We start from the raw sequence: 25,596 nt of genomic DNA, 5'->3' as shown, positions 1-25,596 counted from the left end.
CCTTCCTTCTGGAGCCCCTGGTCATGCAGAACACCCCTGTTGCGTCGTTGGTCGGGGAGGAGTACGAGGTCGAGGTCGGCCCCGTGGCCCACGGCGGTCACTGCATCGCCCGCACCGAGGAGGGCCGGGTCCTCTTCGTCCGCCACGCGCTGCCGGGCGAGCGCGTCCGTGCCCGCGTGACCGAGGGCGAGGAGACCTCCCGCTTCCTGCGCGCCGACGCCGTCGAGATCCTCGACGCGTCGAAGGACCGCATCGCGGCGCCGTGCCCCTTCGCCGGCCCCGGCAAGTGCGGCGGCTGCGACTGGCAGCACGCCAAGCCGGGCGCCCAGCGCCGGCTCAAGGGCGAGGTCATCGCCGAGCAGCTGCAGCGGCTCGCGGGCCTCTCCCCGGAGGAGGCCGGCTGGGACGGCACCGTCGTCCCGGCCGAAGGCGACAAGCTGCCGGCCGGCGAGGTCCCGCAGTGGCGCACCCGCGTCCAGTACGCGGTCGACGCCGAGGGCCACGCGGGCCTGCGCAAGCACCGCTCGCACGACGTCGAGGTGATCGACCACTGCATGATCGCCGCCCCGGGCGTCACGGAACTCGGCATCGAGAGCCGCGGCTGGGAGGGCATGGCGTCGATCGAGGCCATCGCCGCGACGGGCTCGCAGGACCGCCAGGTCATCCTGACCCCGCGCCCCGGCGCCCGGCTGCCGATCGTCGAGCTCGACAAGCCCGTCTCGGTCATGCGCGTCGACGAGAAGGACGGCGGCGTCCACCGCGTCCACGGCCGCCCCTTCGTGCGCGAGCGCTCCGACGACCGCACCTACCGCGTCGGCAGCGGCGGCTTCTGGCAGGTCCACCCGAAGGCCGCCGACACCCTCGTCCGCGCCGTCATGCAGGGCCTCCTGCCGCGCAAGGGCGAGATGGCCCTCGACCTCTACTGCGGCGTCGGCCTCTTCGCGGGCGCCCTCGCCGACCGCCTGGGCGACGCGGGCGCGGTCCTCGGCATCGAGTCGGGCAAGCGCGCGGTGGAGGACGCCCGCCACAACCTGGCCGACTACCCGCGCGTCCGCATCGAGCAGGGCAAGGTCGAGTCGGTCCTGCCGCGCACCGGCATCACGGACGTCGACCTGATCGTCCTCGACCCCCCGCGCGCCGGCGCCGGCAAGCAGACGGTCCAGCACCTCGCCGGCCTCGGCGCCCGCCGCATCGCCTACGTGGCCTGCGACCCGGCGGCCCTGGCCCGCGACCTCGGCTACTTCCGCACGAACGGCTACCGCGTCCGCACGCTCCGCGCCTTCGACCTCTTCCCGATGACGCACCACGTGGAGTGTGTGGCGATCCTGGAGCCGGTGAAGAAGGACGCCTGACCTGCGGTTTTATGGGTGGGCTTGATGGGCGGCGCGGGCGTTATGGGCGATGTCTTGACGCTGAAATGACGCTCGTGACGCTCATTTGACGCTCGTTCTGATGAGGCGTCAGGGATCCGTTGTGTGCCGCCGATGTCGATGTCGGGTCGGCGTGACGGAGCCGCCGAGTATTTGCGTGTTCATGAGGTTTTGCCGCCGGTGGGGTACTGATCCCCGCCGGCGGCTGCCGTTTCCGCCGTCGCCGTGGTGCTCGCTCGTCACCCCGCGGTGACCGGCCCGCCGTAGCGGGAGAATGAGAGCCCTCCGCCCCGGTACGCCGCCAGGGCCTGCACGGTGGTCGGGAACGCCGGCTCGGGCAGGTGGTTCGCGGCGACCCAGCGGGCCGCCAGGTGCTTGTCCGGCTCGGTGTTGGTCAGTTCGCCGGTCCAGGTGTCGGTGGCGAAGACGAAGACGATGAGCTGGCCGGCCTGGTCCCAGCCCTGTTCGACGTGGACGACGTGGACGAGGGCGAGGTCGGCCGGGTCGACGAGCAGGCCGGTCTCCTCCTTGAGTTCGCGGGCGGCGGCCTCGTCGAGGGCTTCGACGGGTTCGGCCTTGCCGCCGGGGAGGGTCCAGGCCGGCTGCGGGGACCAGTTGGGGGCGGCGTAGTGCACGGCGGCGATCGTGTCGCTGTCCTTGTCGTGGACGATCACGCAGACGGCGTTGCGGCTGTTCATCACGCTGTTGTTCATCGCGGTGCCCAATCCGTGGGGACGTGCCGGAAGGTGGTGCCGGTCGGTGGTCCGGGCGGCAGGCTCGGGGTTCGACCGGACCTGCCGCCCGGAATGCGGGGACGGTGTTCAGCGCCCGGCCGTGAGGCGGTCGGCGTCGGCGCGGGAGAAGACCAGGTCCGTCATGTCCCTCGGGGTCTCGGTGCACCGAACGGGCGGCTGCGGCCGGCGCATGGCCCGGGGGTAGGTGGCCGGGGCGTAGTCGTTGGCGAGCGTGTACGCGTGGAAGCCGTGTGCGCGCAGGGTGTCGAGGATGCCGGCGGCGCTCTCACCCTGCTTGGCCAGGAGCCTCGGGGTGACTTCCACGACGATTTCCGCGTCGTCGCGCAGGTGCGGGAGCGCGGGCAGGAGTCCGCGGATCGCGGCTGCTTCGGCGCCTTCGACGTCGATCTTGATGACCCGGGCGGCGGCGAGTTCGGCCCGGCTGATCAGGTCGGCCAGGGGCGCGGTGGGCACCTCCACGGTCTCGTGGACGTGGCGGGGACGGATGGCGGTGGTGTGCCCGAGGTTGGCCGGGTCCTCCAGGTAGAGGGTCAGGGTGCCGTGGGTGTCGGAGGCGGCGGAGCGGATGGCCCGGATGTTGGTGCGGCGGTTGGTGGTGGCGGAGGTGGTCAGGTCGTCGTGGAAGCGGGGGTGGGGCTCGATGGCGACGACGCGGCCGTGGGGGCCGACGGCGCGGGAGGCCAGGAGGGTGAACGCGCCGCGGTGGGCTCCGACGTCGATGAACGTGTCCCCGGGGCGGAGCCGGTCGCGGAGGAAGGTGCTCAGGTTCGGCTCCCACTCGCCGAACAGGTACTGGTAGCGCTGGATGACGTCGCTGGTGGTGACGGTGACCGTGTCGCCGGTACGCAGCCGGGAGGTGGTGTGGAGGGGGTGGGTGCGCAGGTGCTCGTCGAGGAAGTGGCCGACGAGCCGGGCCTTGCCGAGGGTGCCGGGGGCGTGGCGGACGTAGGCCCGTAGTGCGCGGGCGAGGGCGGAGGCGGACATGGGCGACTCCTTCGTACGGCGGCCCGGGAACACGGTCCTGGGCCGGCCGGTGGTGACAGACTGGCGAGAGAACGCTGGTGGTGCTGAAGGGAGTTGGTCGTGGCTGTGAGCGACGCTGCGGTGGTGTACCTGCTGGTCGGGCTCACCGGCTCGGGGAAGACGACCTACGCCCAGCGGGTGCTGGAGCCCCAGGGGGCGGTGCGCCTTTCGGTGGACGAGGTCGTCTACGAGCGGCACGGCCGGTACGGCGTCGACTACCCGGAGAACACGTACTTCGAGAAGGAGACTCCGGTCATCGCCGAGCTGCACCAGCGGCTTGCCGAGCTGGTCGCGGAGGGCCGGGACGTGGTCTGGGACCACGGGCTGTGGCCGCGCAAGGACCGCGGGAAGATGAAGGAACTGGTCCAGGCCGCCGGCGGCCGGTGGCGGCTGCTGTACTTCCCGGTGGAGCGCGACGAGCTGCTGCGCAGGCTGGCGGAGCGCAACGCGCGCGGAGACGCGAACGCGCTGCTCGTGACCCCGGAGGCCCTGGACGACTTCTTCGCCCGCTTCGAGGTGCCTCAGGGCGAGGGCGAAGAGATCGTGGAACCCGGCTGGTTCTGAGGTGCCGGGGGCCGCCAGGTGGTGGCGAGCTGGGCGGCTTCGGCGGCCCAGCCGTCCGGCAGTCGGTCAAGGGTGACGCGGCGGAAGGCCAGGCGGGGGTCGGAGACGTCGATCCGGCCGTGGTGGCGGTCGATGTGCTGGAGCAGGCGGGATGACTCGCTGCGGACGGCCGGGGTGTGCTCGGCCCACTCGCCGGAGGCGAACCGCTCGACCCGTCGGCGCAGGTCGTCCAGGACGCCGGCGCGCCACTTGAAGTGGTGCACGCACGCGAGCGCGTTCGGGTCGGGCTTGTGGCCCGGCGCCCGGTGGTTGCCGGACGCGACAGTCACCGAGGAGTGGGCGAGGACGATCTTGCGCGGGTCACCCTGGAGGAGGCGCCGGGTGAGGTGTCCGCCGAGTGGGAAGGCCCGGTCGAGGCCGGTTTCCGGGCGCCACATGGCCAGGCGGCCGTCGTTCGTGACGCGGTCGAGCATCAGCCCGCCGACCACCTTCCGCCCGGTGTCCTCGGCCTGAGCGAGCACGTCGGCGAGCGGAGCGGGGTAGGTCTGGAACTCGTCGGAGTCGGCGAGCAGGTGCCAGCCGGTCCCGGCCTGCTTCCGCACGGAGTCGCGGAGCTGGGTGTTGGTGTGCTCGTGCCAGGGGCCGGTGCTGATCTGGCCGGGGGCGATGCCGAGGTCGCGGCAGGTCGCGATCAGCTGGTGCCGCCAGGCGTCCGGGACGTGGTCGGGGAAGTGGAAGGCGAGGTGGAACCGCTCGATGCCGATCCGGCGGTAGTGAGCGGTCCAAGCGGCCAGCAGGGCCGGCTCGACCGGGCCGATGACCGCGACCAGGGCGGGAGGGACGAACATCAGCAGCGCTCCTTGGCCAGGGGGCGGCAGAGGCGGGTGTAGGTGTCGGTGAGGAAGGCGGCCTGCTCGGGCGCCGGGTGCATGTCCAGGACTGCGGGCGCCGTCGGTCCCGGTCGGGCGGGTGCCTCGGCCGTGAGCTTGTCCAGCGATTCGGCGAGGGCGTCCGGGGCTTCGGCCGGGAAGAGCCGGGCCCACGGCTGACCGGTCAGCCGGGCGGACAGCTCGTGGTCGTGTGCGGAGACGATCAGCGGGACCCCGAGTCGTACGGCGTCCATGACCAGCCCCGACTCCTTGCCCACCCCGGGCTTGCGGGCGACGAGGGCCGCGTCGGCGGCGGCGTAGACGAGCCGCAGAACCTCGTCGGCCACAGGGCCGGGCACCGTGTGAAGGCGGACGTGGGGCAGCCGGTGCCAGCGGTCGAGGACGGCGTTGTCCAGCGGGGTGCCGCACACCAGAACATGCAGCGGGCTGGTGAGGCGGGCGAGGGCCGCGTCCACGGTGGCGATGTCCTTGTACGGCCACCAGCCGCCGACCAGGCACACCGCCCTCGCGTCGGTCGGGATGGTGAAGGCGGCGCGGGCACTGTCGCGCTCGGCGTCGGCCAGTCGTCGTCCGTCGTCGACCGCGAACGGCCGCACCTCACCGCGCAGGCGGGGAAAGCGCGCTGCGACCTGGTCGCGGACGTCGGCGGTCGGGCACAGCACGGTCACCCGCTTCTCGCCGCGGCGAGCGAGTCGGCCCAGCCACCGCACCGGACGGTCCTCGGTGGTGACCACCTCGTGGACGAATCGCAGGTGTGGCACCCCGCCGAGCAGGGCAGCGGCACCGTGCAGGGCCTCGCTCGCGCTGAGGATCACCACGGCCGCCGCACGCGGGGCGAGACGGCGCGCGGTGCGAAGACACGCGGCCTCGGTCAGACACCGGGCGAGGAGCGTGACCTGGTGCGGGAACCTGCGCACTCCCCGCGGCCAGCTCCGGGAAGCGAACGCACGCTGACCGGCGGCCGAGACACGCTCCGCCGCCCGCGCGGCGGCCAGCAGGAGGCTCGCCGCCGGCCCGGCCGGCCCGGCAGCGAGCCGGGCCCCGGACCGCGCCAGCGGGCCCAGGTCCTCGCCCATCCCGGCAGGGGCTACGACCAGGCTCTTCGGTCGCGCGGCGGCGAGCGCGGTCAGCGTGCGCTGATGGTGTCCGCCGCCCTGGTGCGCGTACGGCTCGATCAGGACGAGCGGGGAGCCGGTCACGAGGTGACCGCCTCGAACGGGTACAGGCGGGCGTGGTGGGCGCGCAGCCGGACCGGGTCGTTGAGCAGCTCGAACTCTTCCGGACTGCGGGCTGCCTCGCGTGCGAAGGCGATGCCGTCGCGGGCGCCGGCTGCGGCCTGCGCGGCGAACTTGCCGCCGCTGCTTGCCGTCCACGCGTTGATCCGGGCCTGTGCGCTCTGGTCGTTCATGCCGTACTCGCTGCCGTGCGCGAGCATCGCGCACTCGCGAAAGCCTGCTTTCCACGCCAGGTACGGGCTCTGGTTGAACCGGGTCACCCCGGCCGGGCGCGGGCAGAACTCCACGCGGCCGGGCAGGGCGGCGAGGATGTCGACGGCCTCGCCCATCTCCCGCAGGGTCGTACGGCGGATCAGCTTGAGGCCGCCATAGCCGTAGGTCAGGCCGTTGACCGGATTGACCGCCTGCCACACCCGCATCGCCACCCCGTCGGCGAGCGGCTCCACGGTGGCGTCGAACCGCAGGTCGATCTCGAAGTCGCCGTCGGCGAGGAAGAACATCTCGGTGTCCACGAGTTCGGCGGTGAGCTGGTAGGCCCGGCGCATCCCGTGGACCCCGTGCAGCCGTTTGACCCTCCGGTCCAGCGCGCGTTCGAGCCGGGTGTGCAGGGTCGCCGCCCGAGGTTCGTCGTATGACAGCTGGACCGCGTCGAAGCCGGTCATCGGATCGCCTCCAGGTAGCGGGCGGCCACCGTGGCGGGCGCGAGGTCGGTGGTGGAGGCGTGGGCGCGCTTGGCGTGCAGGAGGTAGAACTCGGGGTCCGTGGCGAGGCGCGTGGCGATCCGGACGGCCTGCTCGTCGGTGTCGAACAGCAGCTCGGTGTCGATGTGCTCGGCCAGCCAGCCGGTGCGCGGGCCGATCACGGGCAGGCCCATGGCCTGGCAGTCGATCACCGACATGGACCAGGGGCAGCCGGGCCGGAAGGGGGCGATGCCGAAGTGGGCGCCGGCCAGCAGGTCGCGGTAGCGGACGCGGTCGCCCCGGTCGGAGGCGATGGCGACGCCGTCGGTGGTCGCGAGCTCTTCCAGGTGCCGCTCGGGGCTGGGGTCGAGGCGGACGCGTTCGGGACTGCGGGTGCCGAACAGGTCCATCACCGTGAGTCGCACCGGGGCGTCGGCGACGAGCCGGCGGGCGAGCCCGGTGAAGCGGGCGGTGCCGTAGTGCGCGTACAGGCGGTGGTTGTAGATGCCGGTGGCCCGGCCCTCGGGCGGGGTGATGTCGGCCGGGTCGCGTACCAGCCGTACGTCCCTGGGGGCGGGGACGATGTGCAGCTTGTCGCCGAGGTCGACGCCGGAGCGGGCGGCTGCCGCCGTGGTCCAGGAGGCGGCGGTGGAGGAGTGGACCAGGACGCGGTCACAGGCCGCGAGGCCGGCGGCGAACGCCAGCAGCACGCTCCGGCCGAGGCCGCCGTCGTCCATCGCCGGGTCCAGCTCCAGGTTGCCGTCGTCGGCGTCGGTGAAGGAGAACGGCAGGTAGTGGCAGTAGCCCGCGACCAGCGCGTCCACCCCGGCTTCCAGAAGCGCGGCCCGGATCGCGGGAGCGGCCTCGACCTGGTTGGCCACCACCACCTCCGGCCGCCGCTCGCGGAACAGGGCGACCAGGGCGTCCATACCGGGCTCGAAGCGGGCCCGGTACTTGGTGGACGGCGAGGTGGTGAGCGCGAAGTGCACGCGGGGGTCGCCGACCGGGACGGGGGAGGCCACGGTCACCTCCGCCCCGGCGTCGGTCAGGGCCGGGGCGAGCAGATCGGCGAAGGTGAAGCCGGAATCAGCGGCCAGCTGACTGGAGTTGGAGACATTGAGCAGATACAGCACGCGCATCGCTGTGACCCTCCTTCTTCGGGGCCGGGAATCGACCCGGCCCGGTGGAGGAAGGAAACCGGCGACCGCGACCGTGACAGAATGGTGAATCGAGATCACTCACGGTTCATTCATCTCATCCGGCAGCCAGGGCGGGGGCTTTGATGGACGCGCGGGACGATGCCTTGACGGTCGAGCAAGCGGCCGAGGCGTTCGCGGCGGATGTGGCCCACTGGCGCGAGGTACGCGGCCTCGCCAAACGGGAGTTAGCCAGACGGATGGGCTTCGACCCGTCCTACGTCAGCCATGTCGAGTCGGGCCGACACAAGCCGACGGAGGACTTCGCGCTGCGCGCGGAGGAGTCCCTGAACGCGGGCAAGGCCATCTGGAAGCGATGGCTGGACTACGAGGCGGCCAAGGCCCGCACCGCCCCGGCGACACCGACGCCGACTCCCCGCAGGGCCGAACAGCCGTACGCGACCGGCTCGGCGATCGTCGTCGAACACGACGCGGCCCGCCTGGACTACGACGGCAGCCACTACCGGCTCACGATGCGCCGCCTGCTGCGGAACACCGGCAGCGAACCGATCAGCCGCTACCTGATCCGTATCAGCGTCGACCGCTACCCCGGCGAGCCCGAACGCTCCAACGCCCACTACCGCGAACACCCGTTGACCTGGGACGAACTCGCCCTGACCGCGACCTGCCGCGGCGAGGCGATGAACTGGCAGACCAAGCACGACCGCGACGCCTTCAAGGAGGTGTGGCTGGCGTTCGAGAACAGCGAGGGCCGCTTCCCCCTCTACCCCGGCGAGTCGGTCTGGATCGAGTACGCCTACTCGGTGGGCCACGAGAAGTGGGGCCGCTGGTTCCAGCGCGCCGTCCGCCTGCCCACCGAGCACCTGACGGTCGAACTCGCCTTCCCCACCGCCCTCGACCCCGCCGTGTGGGGCACCGAAACCTCCATGACCGCCGAGGCCGTACCGCTGCGGACGGCCCCGATACAGCGCGAGGAGGACGGAATGCGGATCTTCTCCTGGAGCACCTCCACACCCGCACTCCACGCCCGGTACCGTCTGGAATGGCGGTTCCGAGGCCGAACCGAACGGGACATGAATCAAGGGGAGTTCACGTGAACCAGGCGCGGCCCAGCGAGCAGATGCGGGACCTCGGCGTCGTGCAGGACGGGGCTCCGGTCCTCGCCGAACCTGCCCGCGCCTTCGACCTGCCGGCCGAGCGCGAGGCGGCCGGGCAGGCCGTCGAGCAGATGTTCACGGCAATGGAGCGGATCGGGCAGGTCCACCCGTTCGCCAAGGGCATGGGCCTCGCGGCGCCTCAGATCGGGATCGGCAGGGCCGCCGCCGTGGTTCAGCCTCCCGGCGACGCCCCTGCGATCGTGCTGCTGAACCCCCGCATCACCGACCGCTCCAGCGAGGCGGATGAGCAGTACGAAGGCTGCCTGTCGTTCTTCGACGTTCGCGGCCTGGTCCCCCGGCCCCTTCGGATCACGGTGGAGACCACGACCCTGGACGGACAGGTGGTGACCACCACCTACGAACGCGGACTCGCCCGGCTGATCCACCACGAGATCGACCACTTGGACGGCCTGCTTTACACCGCGCGGATGCGGGTCGGCGTCGCCCCCATCCCCGTCGAGCAGTACCGCCAGACAGGCAGCGCGTGGGCTTACGAGCAGTGACAGTCCACCTGACCGGCCCCGGTCTGGCCCTGCGTGAAATCGAGCCCGGGGACACCGCCGACCTCCTGGCCATCTACGGCGACCCCGAGGCCACCCGGCACCTCAGCTTCGAGCCCCGTACCCGTGAACAGGTCCAGGCGATCGTCGACCGCTCCCTCGCCTCGGCCACGGACGACCCCAGGACCGAGTACGGCCTCGCCGTCACCCGGCTCGGCGACCCCCGGCTGATCGGCTACGCCCGTCTGGCGACCGAACCGCAGCAGGCGGCCACCATCGGCTTCGCCCTGCACCCCGGCGCGTGGGGCAAGGGCCTGGGTACGGAGACCGTCCACCTGCTGTGTGCGCTGGGCTTCCGCACGCTCGGCCTTCACCGCATATGGGCGGCCCGCTCACCACTCAATGAAGCGTCTGCGCGGACCCTGCTGCGAGCGGGCATGACCGAGGACGGCCGGATCCGCGACCACGTCTTCGTCCATGGAGCGTGGCGCGACTCGATCATCTACTCGATCCTGGAGCACGAGTGGGAGCCGCTTGACGGCATCGGTTCGTGAGCGCAGCCGAGCCCGCCCGGGAGAACGCGACCTGTGAGGTAGGCGTTCTCCCGGCATCCCGGTGCAGGGAAGATCACCTTCGCCGGGATCTGGCCGACTGCGGGGCGAGGTCCGGCGCGCTTGCCGTGAGGTTGGCCGGGGCGATGGGGCGGCGCGTGGTGCTGCGGGCCATGGCCGCCTGGGTATGGGGGCTGGGTGCGCGGCGTTGGCCGAGGCGGTGGATGCGCCAGGTCAGGGTGCGGGCGGGGTTGCGGGCGTCGTCGAGGGTGCGTTGGCGGAGCGCCTGGTCGAGGAGTGTGGTCGGGTTGTGGCCGGCTGCTTCCGCGTCGGCGAGGACGGTGGCGAGGGCATCCCAGGCCGGGTCCCGGAGGATGCGTTCGGTGTGCTCGGGGACGGTCTGCTGGAGGTGACGGGCGTAGCGGTGCTTGGTCGGGATGCCGGGGGCGCGGCGGGCGAGGTCGTCCAAGGCCGGGACGGCGATCTGCGCGTACGCGGTCTGGAGGTGGACGAGGGCCTGTTCGGCAGCCGCTTCCTGCTGGGCGTGCCGGCGCGTGCGGTGCCAGTGTCGTGCGAACGCCACCGCGATGAGGGCGGCGTCAAGGAGCATGGCCAGCCCGGCCCCGTCGCCCCTTGCCGTGGGGGTACGCAGGATTGTCTGGATGCTGCCGCGCAGGGCGCGGGCACTGTCGAGGTCGGCGGTGATGCGTGAGCGGGTGGCGCGTTCGAAGAGTGCGGCGGCCCGTTCGAGTTCGGCCCTCACCGCGGCCGGTGCGGTGAGTGGCAGCAGGTCGAGGACTCCGCCGAGGGCGACGAGCTGGCCCTGGGCGATGTGGTCGTTGCTGCGGGTGAGGTGGTCGGGGATGCGTTCGGTGGCGGCGGTGGCCTGGTGCCAGGGGTCGGCCGGCCGCGCGGTGATGTGCTCGGGGCTGGTGGTGGTGAGGCGGTGGCGGATCTTGGGCAGGGAGAGGTCGCCGGCGAGGGTGGAGCCGGAGAACCAGACCGGCTCGCCGTGCTTGTTGACGTCGCCGGGAAGAGCGACGCTGAAGCCGAGGATGTCGCCTGACGGTCCGGTTTTGGGACGCACGTTCACGCCGGTCGCTTCCAGCAGGGCGAAGAACTCGGTCTCGCTGGAGGCGGCGGCCACCGCCTGGCGGACCCGCATGCGCAGGATCTCTCGGGTCGTGACGCTTCGGGCCTGGCGCTTGGCCTTGAAGTGCTCCTTGCTGGTGGGGCGTTTGGCGGCGGTGCCGTCACCGGCGTTGAGCCGGCGCAGGCCGAGGTCGACTTCGATCGTGCGGGCTTCACGCTGGACGGCGCGGATGTCGTGGTCGCGGTGCGGGCGGCGGCCGTCCTGGCGTACGAGGGTGGCGGCGATGTGGATGTGGTCGTCGGCGTGGCGGACGGCCACCCAGCGGCAGGCTTCCTCGTCGCCCTCGGGAGCGATGCCGGCAGCGGCCACGATCCGTCGGGCGATGTCCGCCCACTGGGCGTCAGTCAGGATCGGGTCCTCGGGCGCGGCCCGGACCGGGCAGTGCCACACGGTGGTCGCCGGGGCCTTGTCACCGAGCATTTTCACGGGCTGGTCGAGCTGTGCGGCGAGCTGGTCCTCGACGGACTTCGGGCTGCGGTGAGGGCTGCGGCCGGGGTCGGGGGCGAAGCCGTTCCATGACGCCACCAGGTGCGGGTCGGTGTGCTCGTTGGCGCGGCCCGGTCCGTAGAGGTAGCCGATGAGGCGGCGGGTGGCGCGGGCGCCCTTGCCCAGGATGATCTTCGGTATCACGCGGTCACCGCCCGGAGGCCGTTTGGGCGACGGCCGTGTCCACGTCGGCGATCGACGCCTCGACATGGTGCAGCAGCCGCATCACGATCCCGGGCCCGGGCCAGGGGCCGTCCTGGTTGAGGTGGCGGGTGAGCTGGTTCAGATTGCTGCCGATCTTGGCGAGCTGTCCGTTGGCGGCCATCAGCGCCTTGACCGCGGCGCGGTAGTCGGCGACCGCGGCGGTGGGGTCGTCGGAACGGGCGGCGGCGAGCGAGGTCTCGGCGACATAGCCGCCGACCTACATGCGGCTGAGTCGGGCGGCATTCGCGAGGAGGGCGAACTCGTCGTCGCTGTAGCGCGGGTGGACGCGCTTCTCACGCAGCGCGGGTTCACGCAGACGGCGGCGAGGCGTCGGCGGCTGCGCGGCTTCTCCCCGAGCCGGCTCCCCCAGGCCGGCCGCCCCCGGCGCCCCCTCGGCGCCGGATGCCTCCGCCTCCCCTCGGGCGGAGGCCGGGTAAGGACTCCTTACCCGACAACTTGCTGCGCCGAGGTCAGGGAGGGTGCCCTTCCTGATCGGGGAAGCAGATTCGATCGGCATCAGCGGCATCGTCGAAGGATCGCGGGAGTGCTGCGGGGTGGATGTCACGGACGGGGCTCCTGGTGGATGAGGGTGTGACAGAAGGACGGTCCGCGTTCGCGGCTGAGAGCCGCTGCGCATCCGCTGGGGGCATGGGTGGGACCGGCCGGAGATATGGACGGTCGGCCGGACAGCCGGACCGGTCCGGCCGAAGCGGCGTTGAGCTGCGGTGATTACCGGTCAGCGGCCATAGGTGAGGCGGACGGGGCGCTGGCCGCTTGGTCCGTGAGGAGCGCCTTGAGTTCGGTCAACCGCTCGTTGCTGATGGTGTGACCGGCCTCGCGGAGGACGTTTCGGATGGTCGACCGGGTCGCTGGTCCCTCTATCCGCTCGACGATCGGGAGGAACGCGGTCAGGTCTCCGGTCGCCGGACGACCGACCTTGCGCGTGGGCGACGGCCGTGGGCCTTCTTGCGCGGGCGGCCCGTCGACACGAGGGGGCTCGTGAGCGGAGGCCGGTTCCGGACCGGTCTCGGCGGGGACCGGGTGGGAGCGAGGCGTATCGCTGTCCAGGGGATGTCCGTCGTTGGCGGGCGAGGGGCCCGCCGCATCGCGCCGCCGCTCCGGTTCGTCTCCTCGGTCGGGTCGGGCGAGGTGCTGGTGGATCTGGCGCATGAGGACGCCGAAGGCGAGGAGGGCGGCGGCCGGAGGGACGGCGGCGACGACATAGTCGAGGAGGGGGACGTCGGCCGGATCACGCGTGCCGGTGACGCCGGCGACGTTGAGGGCGATGGAGCCGAGGGATCCGCCGGCGGTGAGGGCGACTGCCCAGCCGTCCGGCTCGCGGCGCAGGCTCGCGCGGAGCGTGAGGAGTTCACCGGCGACGATGAAGGCGTCGAGGGTGGCGGGCCAGGCCCACTGGCGGGCGGGGGAGTTGCCGAGGCCGTGCTGTCCGGCGATCTCGGCGAGGTGGGCGTAGGACAGCCAGAATCCGGCGGTGGTCAGGGCGAGGATCACCGCGCTGGCGGCGAGGAGGGTGTATCGGTCGGCGGTGCGGTGGGCGGGTGTGGGCGCGGTCAAACGGTGTGCTCCAGGAATGGGGTGGGGCGCCATTTGGTGTGGGCGGCTGTGGGGTGCGTTGACTCGTCCCACTCGTCCCGCCGCTGGTCAGGGCAGGTACGGGTGGGGCGGTGATGTCGAGTCGACTCGTTGCGGGCCGGTGACTCGTCCCCGTGCTGACCTGCGCGGGGACGAGTGGGACGAGTCGTGGAGGGTCAGGCGCCGGGCTCGATGGGGAGGGTGGCGGCTGCCTCGGGTGGGCAGTAGCGGGTCCAGGCGTCGGTGAACTGGGCGCGGGTGAAGCCCTTGGCCTGGTGGTTGCCGGGGAAGCGGCGGTTGGCCGACTTGATGCCGTAGTCCTGGAGCAGGATCTGCAGGCCGCGCGGGGTGAGTCCGTTGGGGCTGTGCTCGGCCCAGGGTGCCTCGGGGTCGGCGTTGAGGGTCTCCAGGAGGCGGCCGGTGCGGATCATCGGCGGGTCGCCTTCGGAGGCGAAGGCGCGTCGGATGTCGGCGAGGATGCGGATCTTCAGTCCGCCGTCCTCGTCGCGTCCGGATTCGTAGTCGGTCATGGCGGTGCATGCGGTGCGGGCCAGGACGGGCCAGTGTCCGCCCGCGAGGTCGGCGACGCTGATCAGCGGTGCCCAGGTGTCGGCGGCGCGGTCCTCGACCGGCAGTTTCGGTTCCAGGGCGAGGGCCTTTTCGCGTACGGAGGCCAGCCAGGCCGCCAGCCGGGTGCGGAGTTCGCGTACCGCCAGGTCGTCGCGTCCGTAGCGCCAGGCACTGACCTTCTCGGTCTCGGCACGGCGGAGCATCCGGATGACGACCGACCGGTCCATGATCGTGTCGGGCAGGTCGCCGATGCCGGCGAGGGCGGCCATGGCGAAGGTGGGGAACTTGACCACCTCGTGGTTGGGGCCGGTGACGCGCAGGGTGGGCCGGTTGCGCTGGTGGCCGGCGTTGAGCAGGCCGCGCATCTCCTCGTTCTTCTCCGCGACCTTCGCGCTGCCGAAGATGGTGTCGACCTCGTCGACGAGGAGCGTGGGCGGGTCGGCCTCGCCGATCGACCGGAAGATCGCCGCGGCGGACGCGTTGACCGTGATCAGCGGTTCGTGGACGGCCTCGATCAGGACCTCCAGGAGCCGCGACTTCCCGCACCGCTTCGCCGGTCCGACCACCGCCAGACGCGGCGCGTGCTGCCACACCGTCTGCAGATGGGTCGCCGCCGCCCACAGCGTGGTCGCGGTCAGGGCCTCTTCGCTCGGCATCACGACGTAGCGCCGGATGGTGTCCCGGAGCTGGTCGAGGACCTCCTCGCCCTCGGGGTCCGCGACGGGCGCGGGCGCGGTGGCCGACTGACCAGGGACGGCGACCGGCGGCCACGGCGACTGCTGTGCGCCGTCGTGGCCAGTTATCGAGGTGGGGGATTCCAAGGGGCGGCTCCTTTACTGGCGGTCGAATCCGTCGACCATCACGGGGGCAGAGAATTCCGGCGAGGCCGGGCTGCGTGGACAACACAGCCACACCCGTCGCACGAAGTCCAGCGTTGGCTCTGAACACCTTCACAAGTCGTCTGGGGCAGGCCTCGAAACAGTAGCCCCGGAATCCCGGTCGCCGAAATCATCCGGAAATTCGGCGTCCCCTCGGCGCATCGCTCACAGCAGACAGGAAAACCCTTCCCCAGTAGCCGGCGCGCAAGCTACAACACCACCCATGCCGCCACGCCCACTCGAAATCGGACCCGCCGGACAAGCCACCGCCCACACCATCGAACGCACCCGTACCGCCCGCGGCTACTCCCAGCGCCGGCTCGCCGCCCGCGTCACCGGACGCGGCCGGCCCATGACCTTCACCGCGCTCTCCCGCATCGAACGCACCGTCCGCCGCTGCGACATCGACGACCTCGTCGCCATTGCCGCCGCCCTCGGAATCCCTCCCCACGCACTCCTCGCTCCCGCAGGAGAGGCGGAAGCGGGCGCAACATACCCGACGATCCCCGGTTTCCGAAACCGGGGATTCTCCGGATGATTACTGCTCCCGGAACGCCCGATATTCCGGCCCATGCCAGAAGTCTGCCCAAAAGATACGAGAGGTGCCGTGAGTGAGTCGCCGACATGTCGATCCGGGAAACTCCGCTGCGCCCGCGAGGTAAGGATTACGTCTCGCGCTCTCACGTAGGAGTTTCCGCTTGGAGCAGCCAGTGAAGGAGGCTCTCTCGCCGCCCTTTCCGATCTGACCGGGGTTCACTCCCGGCGCGAATCGTCAACTCCTCCTCCGCCTTCTCATGAAATGGACCCGTCTTGGCCCCGAGGCTGCTTTCCATACCCGCCGTCGCTGCCGCCCTGGATGTCGATCGCCGCACCGTCTACCGCTTCATTGCCGCCGGCGAGCTACCCGTCGTCGATCTGCGCACGGGTCCCGGACGCTCCCGTGTCCGCGTCCCGGCCGCCGGACTGGACGACTTCATCAGCAGCAGGGCGGTCACCCCGCCCGTCCCCCGACGCTGACCAGATCGGAGTCCGTCAACCCGCGATAGAGGCAGGAGTGAACTACGTACCTCCGGAAACTGAAGTCCGGCAAGTGGCAGGCGACTGTCCGCAACCGGGCGGGAGACCGCTACAGCGAATCGTTTCCCCTCAAGGCGCAGGCCCGCGCCTGGGGCACCGACATGGAGACCCGGTTCGCCCGCGGAACCGTACGGGACCCGCGGGCCGGCGAGATGGCGTTCCACGCGTGGCACGCCCGCTGGTGGCAGGCTCGTGTAGTCGAGCCGCACACCCTGCGCGGTGACGCCTCCAGCATCAAGAACCACCATTGAGGCATGCGAGCGAAGGCCATTGCAGGCGGCCTTCGTTTCCGACTGACCGGCTCGCGACCCCTGGCCGACCTCGGCCGGGCCCCCTCCGTGCTCTGATGGCTGACATGAGGTTCTCGCCACAGGCGCCTACCTGAGTTTGGACGGCATCGCACGTCGATCGCTCAATTTCCTGCAGACCGTCGGAATCCGTAGCAACGGCGTGAGCGTCCTTGCTATACCTGCGGAAAGGCTGGCTAGGAAGGTAGGTGGGACGGCGTGACACGGCCGTGGAAGATTACGCTGATCGTGATTGGGGTGGCCTGCGTTGCGGCGACGCCGATGGTGTGGTTGCTGAACGGCCCGGGGAGCGGGGAGCTGGTCGGAGCGTCATTGCAGGCAGGTACAGGGGTTGCAGCGCTGCTGTGGGCGTGGGTGCAGTCCGGGTATGGGGATTCCGCCACGGATACTGGCCAAGCGAAGGCATCTGGTGGTGGGGCTGCGCACACCGGGATCCGTAGGCCCGGCGGGGTGCGTACAGGATTGACCCGGGTGGAGCGGACTGGTGCTGCCAAAGCAGACGGGGCCGGCAGCAGCGCCGGTACTGGGATCGACTACAGCTAGTCTCCGGGAGCGGGTTGATGGAGGACAAGAGCAAGTCTGGCGAATTCGGGCCGGGCGCTGAGGTACGGGACAGTGGCGACGCCCGTGCGACGAACGGTGGCACCGCGATCTCTGGGGCCAACGCGGCGACAGCGTCCGGCCAGCCCAGCTCCGTTTCGGTCATGGCAACGGGAGCGGCGTATGCCTCGCACGGCGGGGTGGCAATCTCTGGGTATGTGGCGGGCGACGTCCGTGTGACGTTGTCGCCCCGTCGGACTCGCTCGGTTCAGGACTCCGTGTTGCCCGGCGAACGGCGCCCGCACCTGTTCGGGCGTGAGTCGGAGATCTCAGCCGGTCTTGAGGTGCTGCGGCGCGCAGACGTCGGCGGACGGGCGGCAGTCGTGGTGACTGGCGCTCCTGGAATTGGGAAGAGCGACGTCGCCCTGCGTATGTCCCGACTGGCTGCGGAGCGGTATCCGGACGGCCAGTTTCACATCAATCTCGCGCTGTCGACCGGCTCCACGGACCTTGTGGCATCGATACTCCACGCGCTCTTTCCGTCCGAGCCTCCCCTGCCGGACCGCCGTGATCAGCAGCTGGCGCTGCTGCGGACGACGCTCGCCAACAAGCGCGTCCTACTGCTCGTCGACGACGTCATCTCGGAAGAGGCGCTCCTTGAGATCGTCTCTATCGACGGCCCGTTCGCGCTGGTGGGGACCAGCCGTCTCAAGCTCAGCGGGCTTAGCGGCCTGGTCCGCCTCATCGACCTCGGCCCGCTGCCAGCCGCGCCCAGCGAGGAACTCGTACGGTCGGTTGCCGGCCCCGGCCGGCTGACCGACGAGCAGACGGCCGTGCTGTCCGCAGCATGCGCCGGTCACCCGCTCGCCCTGCACATCGCCGCGGCGCATTTGGCCCGGCGGCCCCGTGTGAATGCAGACCGCTACCTGTCCGAGATCACTAACCCCGACCGCAGCGTTAAGGCCCTGGTCGCTGGCCAGACCGCGTTGCGGCCTGTGCTTCAGCAGAGCTTCGACGCGCTCGACCGCGATCAGGCACAAGTCTTCTCCGCGCTCGGCGTCCTGCCGCACATGTCGTTCACCATTGATGTTGTCGCAGCAGGCATCGCACAGCCTCCGCTGGACGAGATCAGCGACGACGATCTCACAGACATGGCCACGCTTCTCGACTCGCTGGTCGAGCTCAGCCTGATCGAGCAGATCGACGACGACCGATTCGTGATGCACGAGATTCAGCACCGCTTCGCCCGACTGACGTCCGCATCGTGGCCGAGGACGCAACGGGCGGATGTTGTTCGTCATGCCTGTCTTGTCACGGCCGTCCGCGTGCGGTCGTCTACCGACGCGATCGGTTTTCTGGACGAGAAGGCGACCGTCCCTGCCGAGAGCAGTCCCGCAGCGCTGCGGTCGCTGGAAGCGGACCGTCCCGGCGCTGTCGCTCTAGTTGAGACGGCCCGGCAGTACGAGGCCTGGGACCACCTATTGCTTCTCGCCTTCGCACTCACCGACCACTTGCGGGTTGCCAGTCACTGGAAGGAGCTGGACCGCGTCTACCAGTGCGTACAGGAGGCCGGGGAGCTGACTGGACACCCTGACTGGACGGCCACCGCGCTGTACAACCGGGCCGTCGTCGCCGCACACCTCGGCGAGAGCCAGGATGCCGCTGATCTATTCCACCGCTGCGCTGAAACGGGGCGCGCGGCCAACGAAGCAGAGCATCTTTTCATGGCACAGCTCGGTCTGGGGACACTACTGATCAACCTGGGCCGACCTCGTGACGCCATCGAGTACCTGCGAAACGGACTGCACTACTGGAGGACCACCGGGCATCATCAGGCACTAGCGCTTGCCCTAGGCAATCTTGGCCAGGCGTACCTTGCAGTCGGGCAGATCCGTCGGGCCGAGAACTACCTGCGCAACAGTCGGGACCTGAGTCGGAGCAGTGGCTTCGGTGAGATGCTTGCTACGCGGTCGATCTCCAAACTGCTCAGCAGCACGGGCCGCGAGGTAGAGGCGGCGGAGGAGTCCGTCCGAGACATCGAGCGGGCACGAGTCATCGGCAGCCGGGAATGGGAGGCGCAGGCGCTGATGGACCTTGCGGCGGTTCCGGCCGACGCCCGGCCGGCGTCTGCTCCGGTCGGGCCGCTTGAGGCAGCCCTGTCCATCCATCAGGAGACGGGTGACGTACAGGGCCAGGTTCGGGTGTTGTTCCGGCTCGGTGAGGATGCCGCGCATCGCGCTGACCTCGACCAAGCCGCGACCTACCTAACGCAGTGCGCCGAGCTCGCCATCGGAATCGGCGACCATCAGCATGCGGCGCGCGCCCTGACCTATCTCGCCTCGTACAGCGGCGGCATTGGGCACCACGACACGGCGGAGTCGCAGTTCAAGGTCGCGTCGGACATGGCCCAGGAGTCCGGCAGCCCGGTTCTTCAAGCAGATGTCCTGCGGAAACGAGCCCAGTTGCTGTGGCACCGGGGGCGGATCGGAGACGCCGTCCGCCTGCTAACGGAAGCGGAGCAGTCTCTTGCCGCCACTGACGAGAGTCGGGCGCTCGCCCAGGTGCGGGCGGCGCTGGGCGAAGCCCTGGTCGTCGCAGGGCAGTGGCGGGATGGCGCCCGCATGCTGCGGTCCGTAGTCTCCGACTTCAGCGACGCCGCTTCCCCTCGCACCCGGGCCCGGGCGACGCGCGCGCTGGCTGTCCTCCACTCGCGACGCGGCCTGCACGCCGAAGCCCTGTCCGCGATCACCACGGCACTCAACGACTGCGAGCGGCACGACGACTTCGATGGCGTCCTGCACTGCAGGATGGCACTGGCCAACATCCACGCGCGGGCTGGGCGATGGAACGAAGCAGCTGACCAGTACGAACAGACTGCGCAAGTCGCTGCCGAGCACAAAGATCTGCACGTCCTCCTCTCAGCCCGCGCGCAGGCTGCGACCTGCATGCTGGAGACCGGCAACCGGGATGAAGCCGTTGCCTTGATGACTAAGAACATTCCGCTCGCCGAAAAACTCGGCATGGACAGCGTGCTGACATCCCTGCATACCAACCTCGGCGCCTGCCACGCCGAGGTTGGCGACCACCTCACCGCAGCGGCGTCCTTTCGCACGGCCCTGCAGATCAGCGAACGTCTCGGCGACGGCCCGTTGCGAGCCACTTGTCTGTTCAACCTGGCCCGCGCCGAGAAGGCCCTCCACGCGTCGGAGGCCGCGCGTTCCTGCGCCCGGCAGGCATTCATGCTTCACCAGGCGCTCGGCAACTGGCCCGAGGCGGGCGAGACCCTGGTCTTCTTGGGCGCACTCCACCAGGAGACAGACCCGGACGGCACCTTGCCCAGCCCCGAGGAGCTCGTAGGCGGCAGCCCGGTCGACCAGCTCATCCTCGAATCACTTCGCGCTCGCGCCCTAAGAGATGGTCGCGAAGGCGACGCTGCGGTGCCGTCCGCTGCCCTGCCCCGGTTGCGCCGTGTGCAGATCTCCGACACCGTGCAGCAGGCGCTGGCCGCATTCGACCTAGAGTCACTCATGCTTCGGTACGCCACCTCCAGGCAGTACTGCACTGTCTGCAATCTGATCATTGACGAATCCGGCGAGGCCGAACTCCTCTACCTCTGCCATCCGGACGTCCAGCACCCGATGCTCCGGCTTGCGCACTCCCACTGCCACCTCTCCGACGTGATCGAACTCGCCGGACCGGCCCCCGATCGCTCCCCGGATCGCTTCGACGCCGAATGTATTCTCTTCGGCGGCGACCGCGCCGGCATCGTCCTCGACTGCCACGGCGGATGGGGAGCTCTCGACGACAGCCGCCGAATCGAGGACGTCGCCCTCCGGCTCTTCCTGGAGTCGGGCTTCACTGACCTGCGCACCCTGCACACCGATAATGGTGGCAAGCCCCTCGACCTCCGCGACCTACCATCCGTCTCCGACCGGGATCTTCAGGCTCGCCTGGTCGACAACAGAATCACCCTCGGCAGCCCCTACGGCGACCTCGTGGGAGGGCTGCCACTCAACTTCCTTCCTCATTGGTACGAGCGTGCCCACCATGGCTCGCTGATCGTCATTGCTGGTCGGAACCTTCCAGGCATGGTGGCGGACGACCCCACGTACCTCAATCAGGCCATCCTCCTTGGGCAGGCTGTTGGCGCAGCCGTGCCGTTAACGGTGGTGCGACCACGGAGGAATGCGCCGTGCCCATGCATGATGCGGCGCGGGCGGAAGTTCAAGCACTGCTGCAGTGGGCGGGAGGGGAAGACGGTGTCGGCGAGCGCTGGAGGGTGATGTGACCACCCAGCCATGATTCGCCCTGTCCATGCCGTCGGGGACCGCTGCGAGTTTGCGATGTCGATCGTCGGGTTCTGCGGTGTGTGCAACGTATCCACGAGGCGTCTGGCCGTTCCGGGATCGGCCTATTCGTTGGCGATCCCGGTGACAGCTCTGGAGCCGGGGCCGGAGGCTTCCGCGTCTCCAGTGTGCGCGACCTTCGATGCGCCGGGACGGTTACCGCCTGCGTTCCGGATTCCGGTGATCGCGCTGCCGCCGTCACGGGCTGTCGCATTGCCGGTGTTGGTGACTGTGTCACCGACGGAGGTAGAGAGGAATTCGAGGAGTGCGCGCAGCTCTGCTGCTGCACCCGACTGTTCGGCCCCGTAGAGGTGGTCCAGAAGGGCTTCGAACCGTCCGGCCCACAGCCCTTCCTGTCGCGCCCGCTCCGCAGCAGCATCGCCTGATAGTGGGCGCGACAGGGCCTGCGCGGTGCGATCGAGCCGCACGAGCTCCGCCCTCACACGCTCGGCGTCACCGCGCCCGACCAACTCTGCGGTACGGCGCTGCGTCACGGGCCAGAATCCGGTACCCACTGATCGGACCAGTGCCTGTCCACCTTCTGCCGCTAGTGCCGTCAGTTCTTCAAACAGCATGTTCGCCCCATTCGTGGCCGGAGGTCGCAGGACACCTCTCACGAGTCATCCGTGTACCTGCTCAAAGTTATCGAGGACGACGAGAAGGGTGCAGTCCGACGTCGGTGAGCGGGATAGCTGGCTGACGCTCATCGCTCAAGCCGCCGTCTTGCATGACTTCGCTGTGGCGACGTCGGCTCTCTGGTCTGGGGCGGTTCGGACAGACGCCCGTGACGCTCATTTGACGCTCAAGGCCCGAGGTGACACCCGTACAGCGCGCGGTATACCGCCTGACCTGCACTTTCTTTAGTGGCTTGGAGCCGCACGTGTTCCCGATGACGCATCACGTGGAGTGCGTCGCCATCCTCGAACCGGCCGCGAAGGGCTCCTGACCTGCGGTTTTGTGCGTACGCATTATGTGCGGTGTGGGCGATACGGGCGATATCTTGACGCTGAAATGACGCTCGTGACGCTCATTTTGACGCTCTTTCTGATGGGGTGTCAGGTGCTTCAGTGCTGCCCAAACTGCCTCGTCAGCGCAGCTGCTGGACCCACTACACCAGTGGTTGTGTGCTTGGTGCATGAGCAGTGGCCGGCTCGGCAAGCAGGGTCGTATCCGCGGGCGCTTCCCGGCCCCCGCGCCGTCGCTTCTTCGGCTCGGTCAGATGCCCGTTCCGTGCGCGTCGCCGAGGTCGACGGCCAGACGCAGCCGGTGCAGGCCGCGGCGGGCGTGACTTTTCACCGTCCCCAGGGGCACACCGGTGCGTTGAGCGATCTGGACCTGCGTCAGGTCCTCGTAGAAGGCCATGCAGAGCACCTCGCGCTGAGCGTGCGGCAACCGGGACAGGGCCTCGACCAGCAACACGCGGTCGAGCACCTCGCCCGGTATCTCCTGGACGAACCGGGTGGGCGTGGCTTCGTGGGCGGCCGAGTCGACGAGGGCCAGACGCCTCGTCCTGGCGGCCAGCGCGTCAATGATCTTGCGGCGTGCGATGCCGACCAGCCAGGCACCGAGTGCGCCCCGCTCCGGGCGGAAGCCGTGCCGCCCGCCCCAGGCGCCGATGAAGACCTGCTGAGTCACGTCTTCGGCCTCGTCAGCGTCGCCGAGGGACCGGGAGGCCATGGTGTGGACGAGTGGTCCCCAGCGCCGGTAGATGGCCGCGAACACCTCCTCGTCAGCGGCGACGAGGCCGCGGGCGAGGTCCTCCTCGTGCCGCGTCTCCGCCGCGGGCGGGACCAGAGCGGTACTCGGTCGCGCGGTCGTGTTCATGGCACGTTCCTCCTGCCGTGCGCCGTCCGGGGACGAAAGAGCGTGTCCGGACGGCAAGTCCGCCGGTCCGCCGTGCGCGTGCTTGCAGTGTGGGACGCGGAAACGACGCAAGCAACGTGCGTCGTTTGTGCGTCGTACAGTGGAGGCGTGAGTGAGCCTGATGAGGAAAACGGTGAGGACCACGACGGCCGGTACGGCGAGGGTGGTCCGCCGGACGGCGGACTGACCACCGGTGAGGTGGCCCGGCGCCTGGGGGTGGCGCCCACCACGGTCCGCACGTGGGACCGCCGGTACGGCCTCGGGCCCGACGCGCACACGGGCGGCCGGCACCGGCGCTGGACCGCCAGGGACGTGGCGCGGCTGGAGCGGATGTGCGCGTTGACGGCGACAGGGCTGCCCCCGGCCGAGGCCGCACGGCTCGCGCGAAGCGGGGAATCACCGGTGGCGGCCCGGCCTCGACGGACCGCCGGGCCACAGCGGGCTTCGGCTCAGGCCCGCAGCCGGGCGGGGAGCGGCCTGCGGCTCGGTGACGTACGTCAGGAGTGCAGGGGAATCGCCAGGGCCGCCCTGCGCCTCGACGCCGCCGCGCTCGACGAACTGCTGCTCACCGCGATCACCGAGCACGGACTGGTCGCCGCTTGGACCGAGGTGATCGTGCCGACGCTCCAGGCGGTCGGCCGCAAGTGGGAGACGTCGGGCGAGAAGTACGTCGAGGTCGAGCACTTCCTGTCCTGGCACGTCTCCGGCGCGCTGCGGCGCGCCACGCCCCACACGGTCGCCGCCCGTGCCGGCGCCACCACGGTGCTCGCCTGCGTCCCGGGGGAGAACCACACCCTGCCGTTGGAAGTGCTGGCCGCGGCGTTGACGGAGCGCGGCGTTCCGGTGCGTATGTTCGGCGGTGCCCTGCCCGTCGAGTCGCTCGTCGCGGCCGTGCGCAGGACCGGGCCGGCCGCGGTCGGGCTGTGGGCGCAGTCCCGTACCACCGCCAGCCGGCCGTTGGCTCAGCACGTCGCAGTCATGGAGTGGGGAGTGCGCGGTGCCCGTCGCAGGCCGGTCGTGCTGACGCTGGGACCCGGCTGGGCGGGGCAGGCGGTGGCGGGTCTGGCGCGTCCGTCGGGACTCGCCGAGGCGGTCGCCGCTCTGGAGTCGTCGGCCTCCTGGTGACGTGTTGCCGTCTTGGTCGTGGCGCCTGGGCAGCGGCCGGGGAACGTGGTCCGCTGGACCAGTGGTCGCGGCCGCGTCGTTCGTCCACGGGCGAGCGTTGCTTTCGCGCCACGTTCCGGCACGGGTCTGTGCCCGCTGGTTCAGGGGTATCGGCCGAGGAAGGGGCCGAGCGGACGGCCCTGATGTGCGGGTGCCACGGGTACGACATCGACCGAGGAGAAGCATGTGCGAGGAACATCGCCGGGCACCGGACGTGGTCGTCGTCGGTGCGGGCCTGTCCGGCCTGGTGTGCGCGCTGGACCTGTGCCGTGCGGGATGGCGGGTGATTCTGCTGGAGGCGTCCGAAGGCGTGGGCGGGCGTATGCGCACGGACCGGCGGGACGGGTTCCTGCTGGATCGTGGTTTCCAGGTGTTCAACACCTCGTATCCGCAGGTGAAGCGGCGCATGGATCTGAGGAGCCTGCGGCTGCGGCCGTTCACCGCGGGCGTCGTCGCGCATACGTCGAAGGGGCCGGTCCGCCTCGCCGACCCGACGAGGGAGCCCAGTGCGGCGGGGGCTCTGCTGACGGGGCGGGGTGTCTCGCCGCGCGACCTGGCCGCGCTGGCGGCTCTCACCGTGCGGGACGCCGTTCTGCCCGCTTCCGCCGCCAGACGGCGCGAAGACGGCTCCACCTCGGCGGCCCTGGCCCGGGCGGGAGTGTCGGACGCCGCGGTCGCCGACATCCTGCGGCCGTTGCTGTCCGGCGTCTTCCTGGAGGACCGGCTGGAGACCTCCGCACGCTTCTTCCACCTGGTCTGGCGGAGCATGGTCCGAGGGTCTCTGTGCCTGCCGGCACAGGGCATCGGCGCCGTCCCGGCCCAACTCGCCGACGGCCTGCCCGGCGGCGTGCTGCGGCTCGGCACCCCCGTCGCCGAGGTCACCGACACCGGAGTGCTGCTGGAGGACGGGAGCGAGGTGCCGGCCCGGACGGTCGTGGTGGCGACGGACCCGGCGACCGCCACCCGCCTGCTGCCGGACCTGACCGTGCCGGACACACGCACCGTCACCACCTACTACCACGCCATCGGCAGGACACCGATGGCCGAACCGACCCTGATGGTGGACAGCACCGGAGCGATCCTGAACACCTGCGTACTCAGCGAGGTCGCTCCCACGTACGCGCCCCGCGGCACTGCGCTGATCTCCACTTCCGTACTGGGAACCGACCTCCCCGGCAGGGCACAGGCGGTGCTATGCCGTCTGGCCGAGCTGTACGGTACCGACACGAGCGGCTGGCAGCAGGTCGCCGCCTGCACGGTCGAGGGTGCGCTGCCCGCGATGCTTCCCCCCTGGCCGCTGAGCCGCACCACCCGCCTTCGCCCAGGCAGGTACGTGTGCGGGGACCACCGGGCGACCGGATCGGTGCAGGGCGCCATGGCGTCGGGGGCGCGCGCCGCGCGCGAGGTGGTCGCCGACCGGGGGCAAGGAGGTGACGCCGGGGTGTGAACGGTGTCCGGCCGCATCCGCGGACAGCCCTGGACGCGAAGCAGTGACGATCGGATGAACCCGTTGGCCGTATCGAGGGGTGAAG

General features: G+C 70.5%; 23 protein-coding genes. 11 read left to right on the top strand and 12 right to left on the bottom strand.

What is annotated here, in order from left to right:
* Positions 1–23 precede the first annotated feature (23 nt).
* Entirely contained in the window at positions 24–1,352 is a 1,329-nt protein-coding gene (locus ABZ693_RS02315; protein WP_359872416.1) for a class I SAM-dependent RNA methyltransferase, read from the top strand.
* A 257-nt stretch (positions 1,353–1,609) separates the two neighbouring features.
* Here ABZ693_RS02315 and ABZ693_RS02310 read toward each other — a convergent pair whose 3' ends face one another.
* Entirely contained in the window at positions 1,610–2,083 is a 474-nt protein-coding gene (locus ABZ693_RS02310; protein ID WP_359872414.1) for an NUDIX domain-containing protein, read from the bottom strand.
* Between the two features lie 108 nt (positions 2,084–2,191).
* Positions 2,192–3,109 (bottom strand): FkbM family methyltransferase, encoded by a 918-nt coding sequence (locus ABZ693_RS02305; RefSeq protein ID WP_359872412.1) that lies wholly within the window; start codon positions 3,107–3,109, stop codon positions 2,192–2,194.
* Between the two features lie 99 nt (positions 3,110–3,208).
* On the opposite strand from ABZ693_RS02305, the gene ABZ693_RS02300 reads away from it, so the two are divergent.
* Entirely contained in the window at positions 3,209–3,712 is a 504-nt protein-coding gene (locus tag ABZ693_RS02300; RefSeq protein ID WP_359872410.1) for a P-loop nucleotide/nucleoside kinase family protein, read from the top strand.
* On the opposite strand, the gene ABZ693_RS02295 is transcribed toward ABZ693_RS02300, so the two are convergent.
* From ABZ693_RS02295 to ABZ693_RS02280, 4 genes are read right to left on the bottom strand one after another with little or no spacing between them, the layout of a single operon-like run.
* Positions 3,670–4,560 (bottom strand): hypothetical protein, encoded by an 891-nt coding sequence (locus ABZ693_RS02295; protein WP_359872408.1) that lies wholly within the window; start codon positions 4,558–4,560, stop codon positions 3,670–3,672. The two genes, ABZ693_RS02300 and ABZ693_RS02295, sit on opposite strands and share 43 nt — an antisense overlap.
* Complete coding sequence (locus ABZ693_RS02290; protein ID WP_359872406.1) at positions 4,560–5,801, bottom strand: glycosyltransferase family protein; 1,242 nt, start codon at positions 5,799–5,801, stop codon at positions 4,560–4,562. The genes ABZ693_RS02295 and ABZ693_RS02290 overlap by 1 nt, the downstream gene beginning before the upstream one ends.
* Entirely contained in the window at positions 5,798–6,499 is a 702-nt protein-coding gene (locus tag ABZ693_RS02285; RefSeq protein WP_359872404.1) for a hypothetical protein, read from the bottom strand. The genes ABZ693_RS02290 and ABZ693_RS02285 overlap by 4 nt, the downstream gene beginning before the upstream one ends.
* Positions 6,496–7,656 carry a glycosyltransferase family protein gene (locus ABZ693_RS02280; RefSeq protein ID WP_359872402.1) on the bottom strand — a complete coding sequence of 387 codons (1,161 nt, stop codon included), beginning with the start codon at positions 7,654–7,656 and terminating at the stop codon, positions 6,496–6,498. Before ABZ693_RS02280 ends, ABZ693_RS02285 begins: the two co-directional genes overlap by 4 nt.
* A 164-nt stretch (positions 7,657–7,820) precedes the next feature.
* Here ABZ693_RS02280 and ABZ693_RS02275 point away from each other — a divergent pair, with 164 nt between their 5' ends.
* Genes ABZ693_RS02275 through ABZ693_RS02265 form a run of 3 tightly spaced genes read left to right on the top strand, consistent with a single transcriptional unit; the run spans position 7,821 to position 9,885 of the window.
* A complete protein-coding gene (locus tag ABZ693_RS02275) occupies positions 7,821–8,771 on the top strand; it encodes a helix-turn-helix domain-containing protein (RefSeq protein ID WP_359872400.1) in 951 nt (316 codons plus the stop codon).
* A complete protein-coding gene (locus ABZ693_RS02270) occupies positions 8,768–9,334 on the top strand; it encodes a peptide deformylase (protein WP_359872398.1) in 567 nt (188 codons plus the stop codon). The genes ABZ693_RS02275 and ABZ693_RS02270 overlap by 4 nt, the downstream gene beginning before the upstream one ends.
* Entirely contained in the window at positions 9,331–9,885 is a 555-nt protein-coding gene (locus ABZ693_RS02265) for a GNAT family N-acetyltransferase (protein ID WP_359872396.1), read from the top strand. The genes ABZ693_RS02270 and ABZ693_RS02265 overlap by 4 nt, the downstream gene beginning before the upstream one ends.
* 73 nt (positions 9,886–9,958) lie before the next feature.
* Here the strand turns inward: ABZ693_RS02265 and ABZ693_RS02260 are convergent, their stop codons facing one another.
* From ABZ693_RS02260 to ABZ693_RS02245, 4 genes are all read right to left on the bottom strand, one after another.
* The gene (locus ABZ693_RS02260; RefSeq protein WP_359872394.1) at positions 9,959–11,665 is read right to left on the bottom strand and encodes a relaxase/mobilization nuclease domain-containing protein; all 1,707 of its coding nucleotides are present in this window, start codon (positions 11,663–11,665) and stop codon (positions 9,959–9,961) included.
* Positions 11,666–11,669: 4 nt separating this feature from the next.
* On the bottom strand, positions 11,670–11,846 hold the full coding sequence (gene mobC, locus ABZ693_RS02255) for a plasmid mobilization relaxosome protein MobC (protein ID WP_359872392.1): 177 nt from the start codon (positions 11,844–11,846) through the stop codon (positions 11,670–11,672).
* Between the two features lie 608 nt (positions 11,847–12,454).
* Positions 12,455–13,300: a DUF2637 domain-containing protein gene (locus ABZ693_RS02250; protein WP_359872390.1), complete on the bottom strand. Its 846-nt coding sequence runs from the start codon at positions 13,298–13,300 to the stop codon at positions 12,455–12,457.
* Between the two features lie 194 nt (positions 13,301–13,494).
* Positions 13,495–14,709 carry a DUF3631 domain-containing protein gene (locus ABZ693_RS02245; protein ID WP_435842323.1) on the bottom strand — a complete coding sequence of 405 codons (1,215 nt, stop codon included), beginning with the start codon at positions 14,707–14,709 and terminating at the stop codon, positions 13,495–13,497.
* A gap of 280 nt (positions 14,710–14,989) precedes the next feature.
* Between ABZ693_RS02245 and ABZ693_RS02240 the strand changes: the two genes are divergently transcribed.
* From ABZ693_RS02240 to ABZ693_RS02225, 4 genes are all read left to right on the top strand, one after another.
* The gene (locus ABZ693_RS02240; RefSeq protein ID WP_359872388.1) at positions 14,990–15,304 is read left to right on the top strand and encodes a helix-turn-helix domain-containing protein; all 315 of its coding nucleotides are present in this window, start codon (positions 14,990–14,992) and stop codon (positions 15,302–15,304) included.
* 272 nt (positions 15,305–15,576) lie between these two features.
* A complete protein-coding gene (locus ABZ693_RS02235; RefSeq protein WP_359872386.1) occupies positions 15,577–15,783 on the top strand; it encodes a helix-turn-helix domain-containing protein in 207 nt (68 codons plus the stop codon).
* A 161-nt stretch (positions 15,784–15,944) separates the two neighbouring features.
* Entirely contained in the window at positions 15,945–16,094 is a 150-nt protein-coding gene (locus ABZ693_RS02230; RefSeq protein WP_359872384.1) for a hypothetical protein, read from the top strand.
* A 617-nt stretch (positions 16,095–16,711) separates the two neighbouring features.
* Positions 16,712–20,974: a tetratricopeptide repeat protein gene (locus ABZ693_RS02225; RefSeq protein WP_359872382.1), complete on the top strand. Its 4,263-nt coding sequence runs from the start codon at positions 16,712–16,714 to the stop codon at positions 20,972–20,974.
* Positions 20,975–21,102: 128 nt separating this feature from the next.
* Here the strand turns inward: ABZ693_RS02225 and ABZ693_RS02220 are convergent, their stop codons facing one another.
* Both ABZ693_RS02220 and ABZ693_RS02215 read right to left on the bottom strand, forming a co-directional pair.
* Positions 21,103–21,612, bottom strand: coding sequence for a hypothetical protein (locus tag ABZ693_RS02220; RefSeq protein ID WP_359872380.1), 510 nt, complete (start codon positions 21,610–21,612; stop codon positions 21,103–21,105).
* A 640-nt stretch (positions 21,613–22,252) separates the two neighbouring features.
* Entirely contained in the window at positions 22,253–22,861 is a 609-nt protein-coding gene (locus ABZ693_RS02215; protein ID WP_359872378.1) for an RNA polymerase sigma factor, read from the bottom strand.
* 147 nt (positions 22,862–23,008) lie between these two features.
* Here ABZ693_RS02215 and ABZ693_RS02210 point away from each other — a divergent pair, with 147 nt between their 5' ends.
* Together ABZ693_RS02210 and ABZ693_RS02205 are read left to right on the top strand one after the other, a co-directional pair.
* On the top strand, positions 23,009–24,025 hold the full coding sequence (locus ABZ693_RS02210) for a MerR family transcriptional regulator (RefSeq protein WP_435842322.1): 1,017 nt from the start codon (positions 23,009–23,011) through the stop codon (positions 24,023–24,025).
* 223 nt (positions 24,026–24,248) lie between these two features.
* Positions 24,249–25,511 (top strand): NAD(P)/FAD-dependent oxidoreductase, encoded by a 1,263-nt coding sequence (locus tag ABZ693_RS02205; protein ID WP_359872377.1) that lies wholly within the window; start codon positions 24,249–24,251, stop codon positions 25,509–25,511.
* The last annotated feature ends 85 nt before the right edge of the window (positions 25,512–25,596 follow it).

Origin of the sequence: Streptomyces laurentii, assembly GCF_040635425.1 — a bacterium.
GTDB lineage: Bacteria > Actinomycetota > Actinomycetes > Streptomycetales > Streptomycetaceae > Streptomyces > Streptomyces laurentii.
Note: the sequence above shows the minus strand (reverse complement) of the source record. Positions and strands in the feature narration are given on the sequence as shown.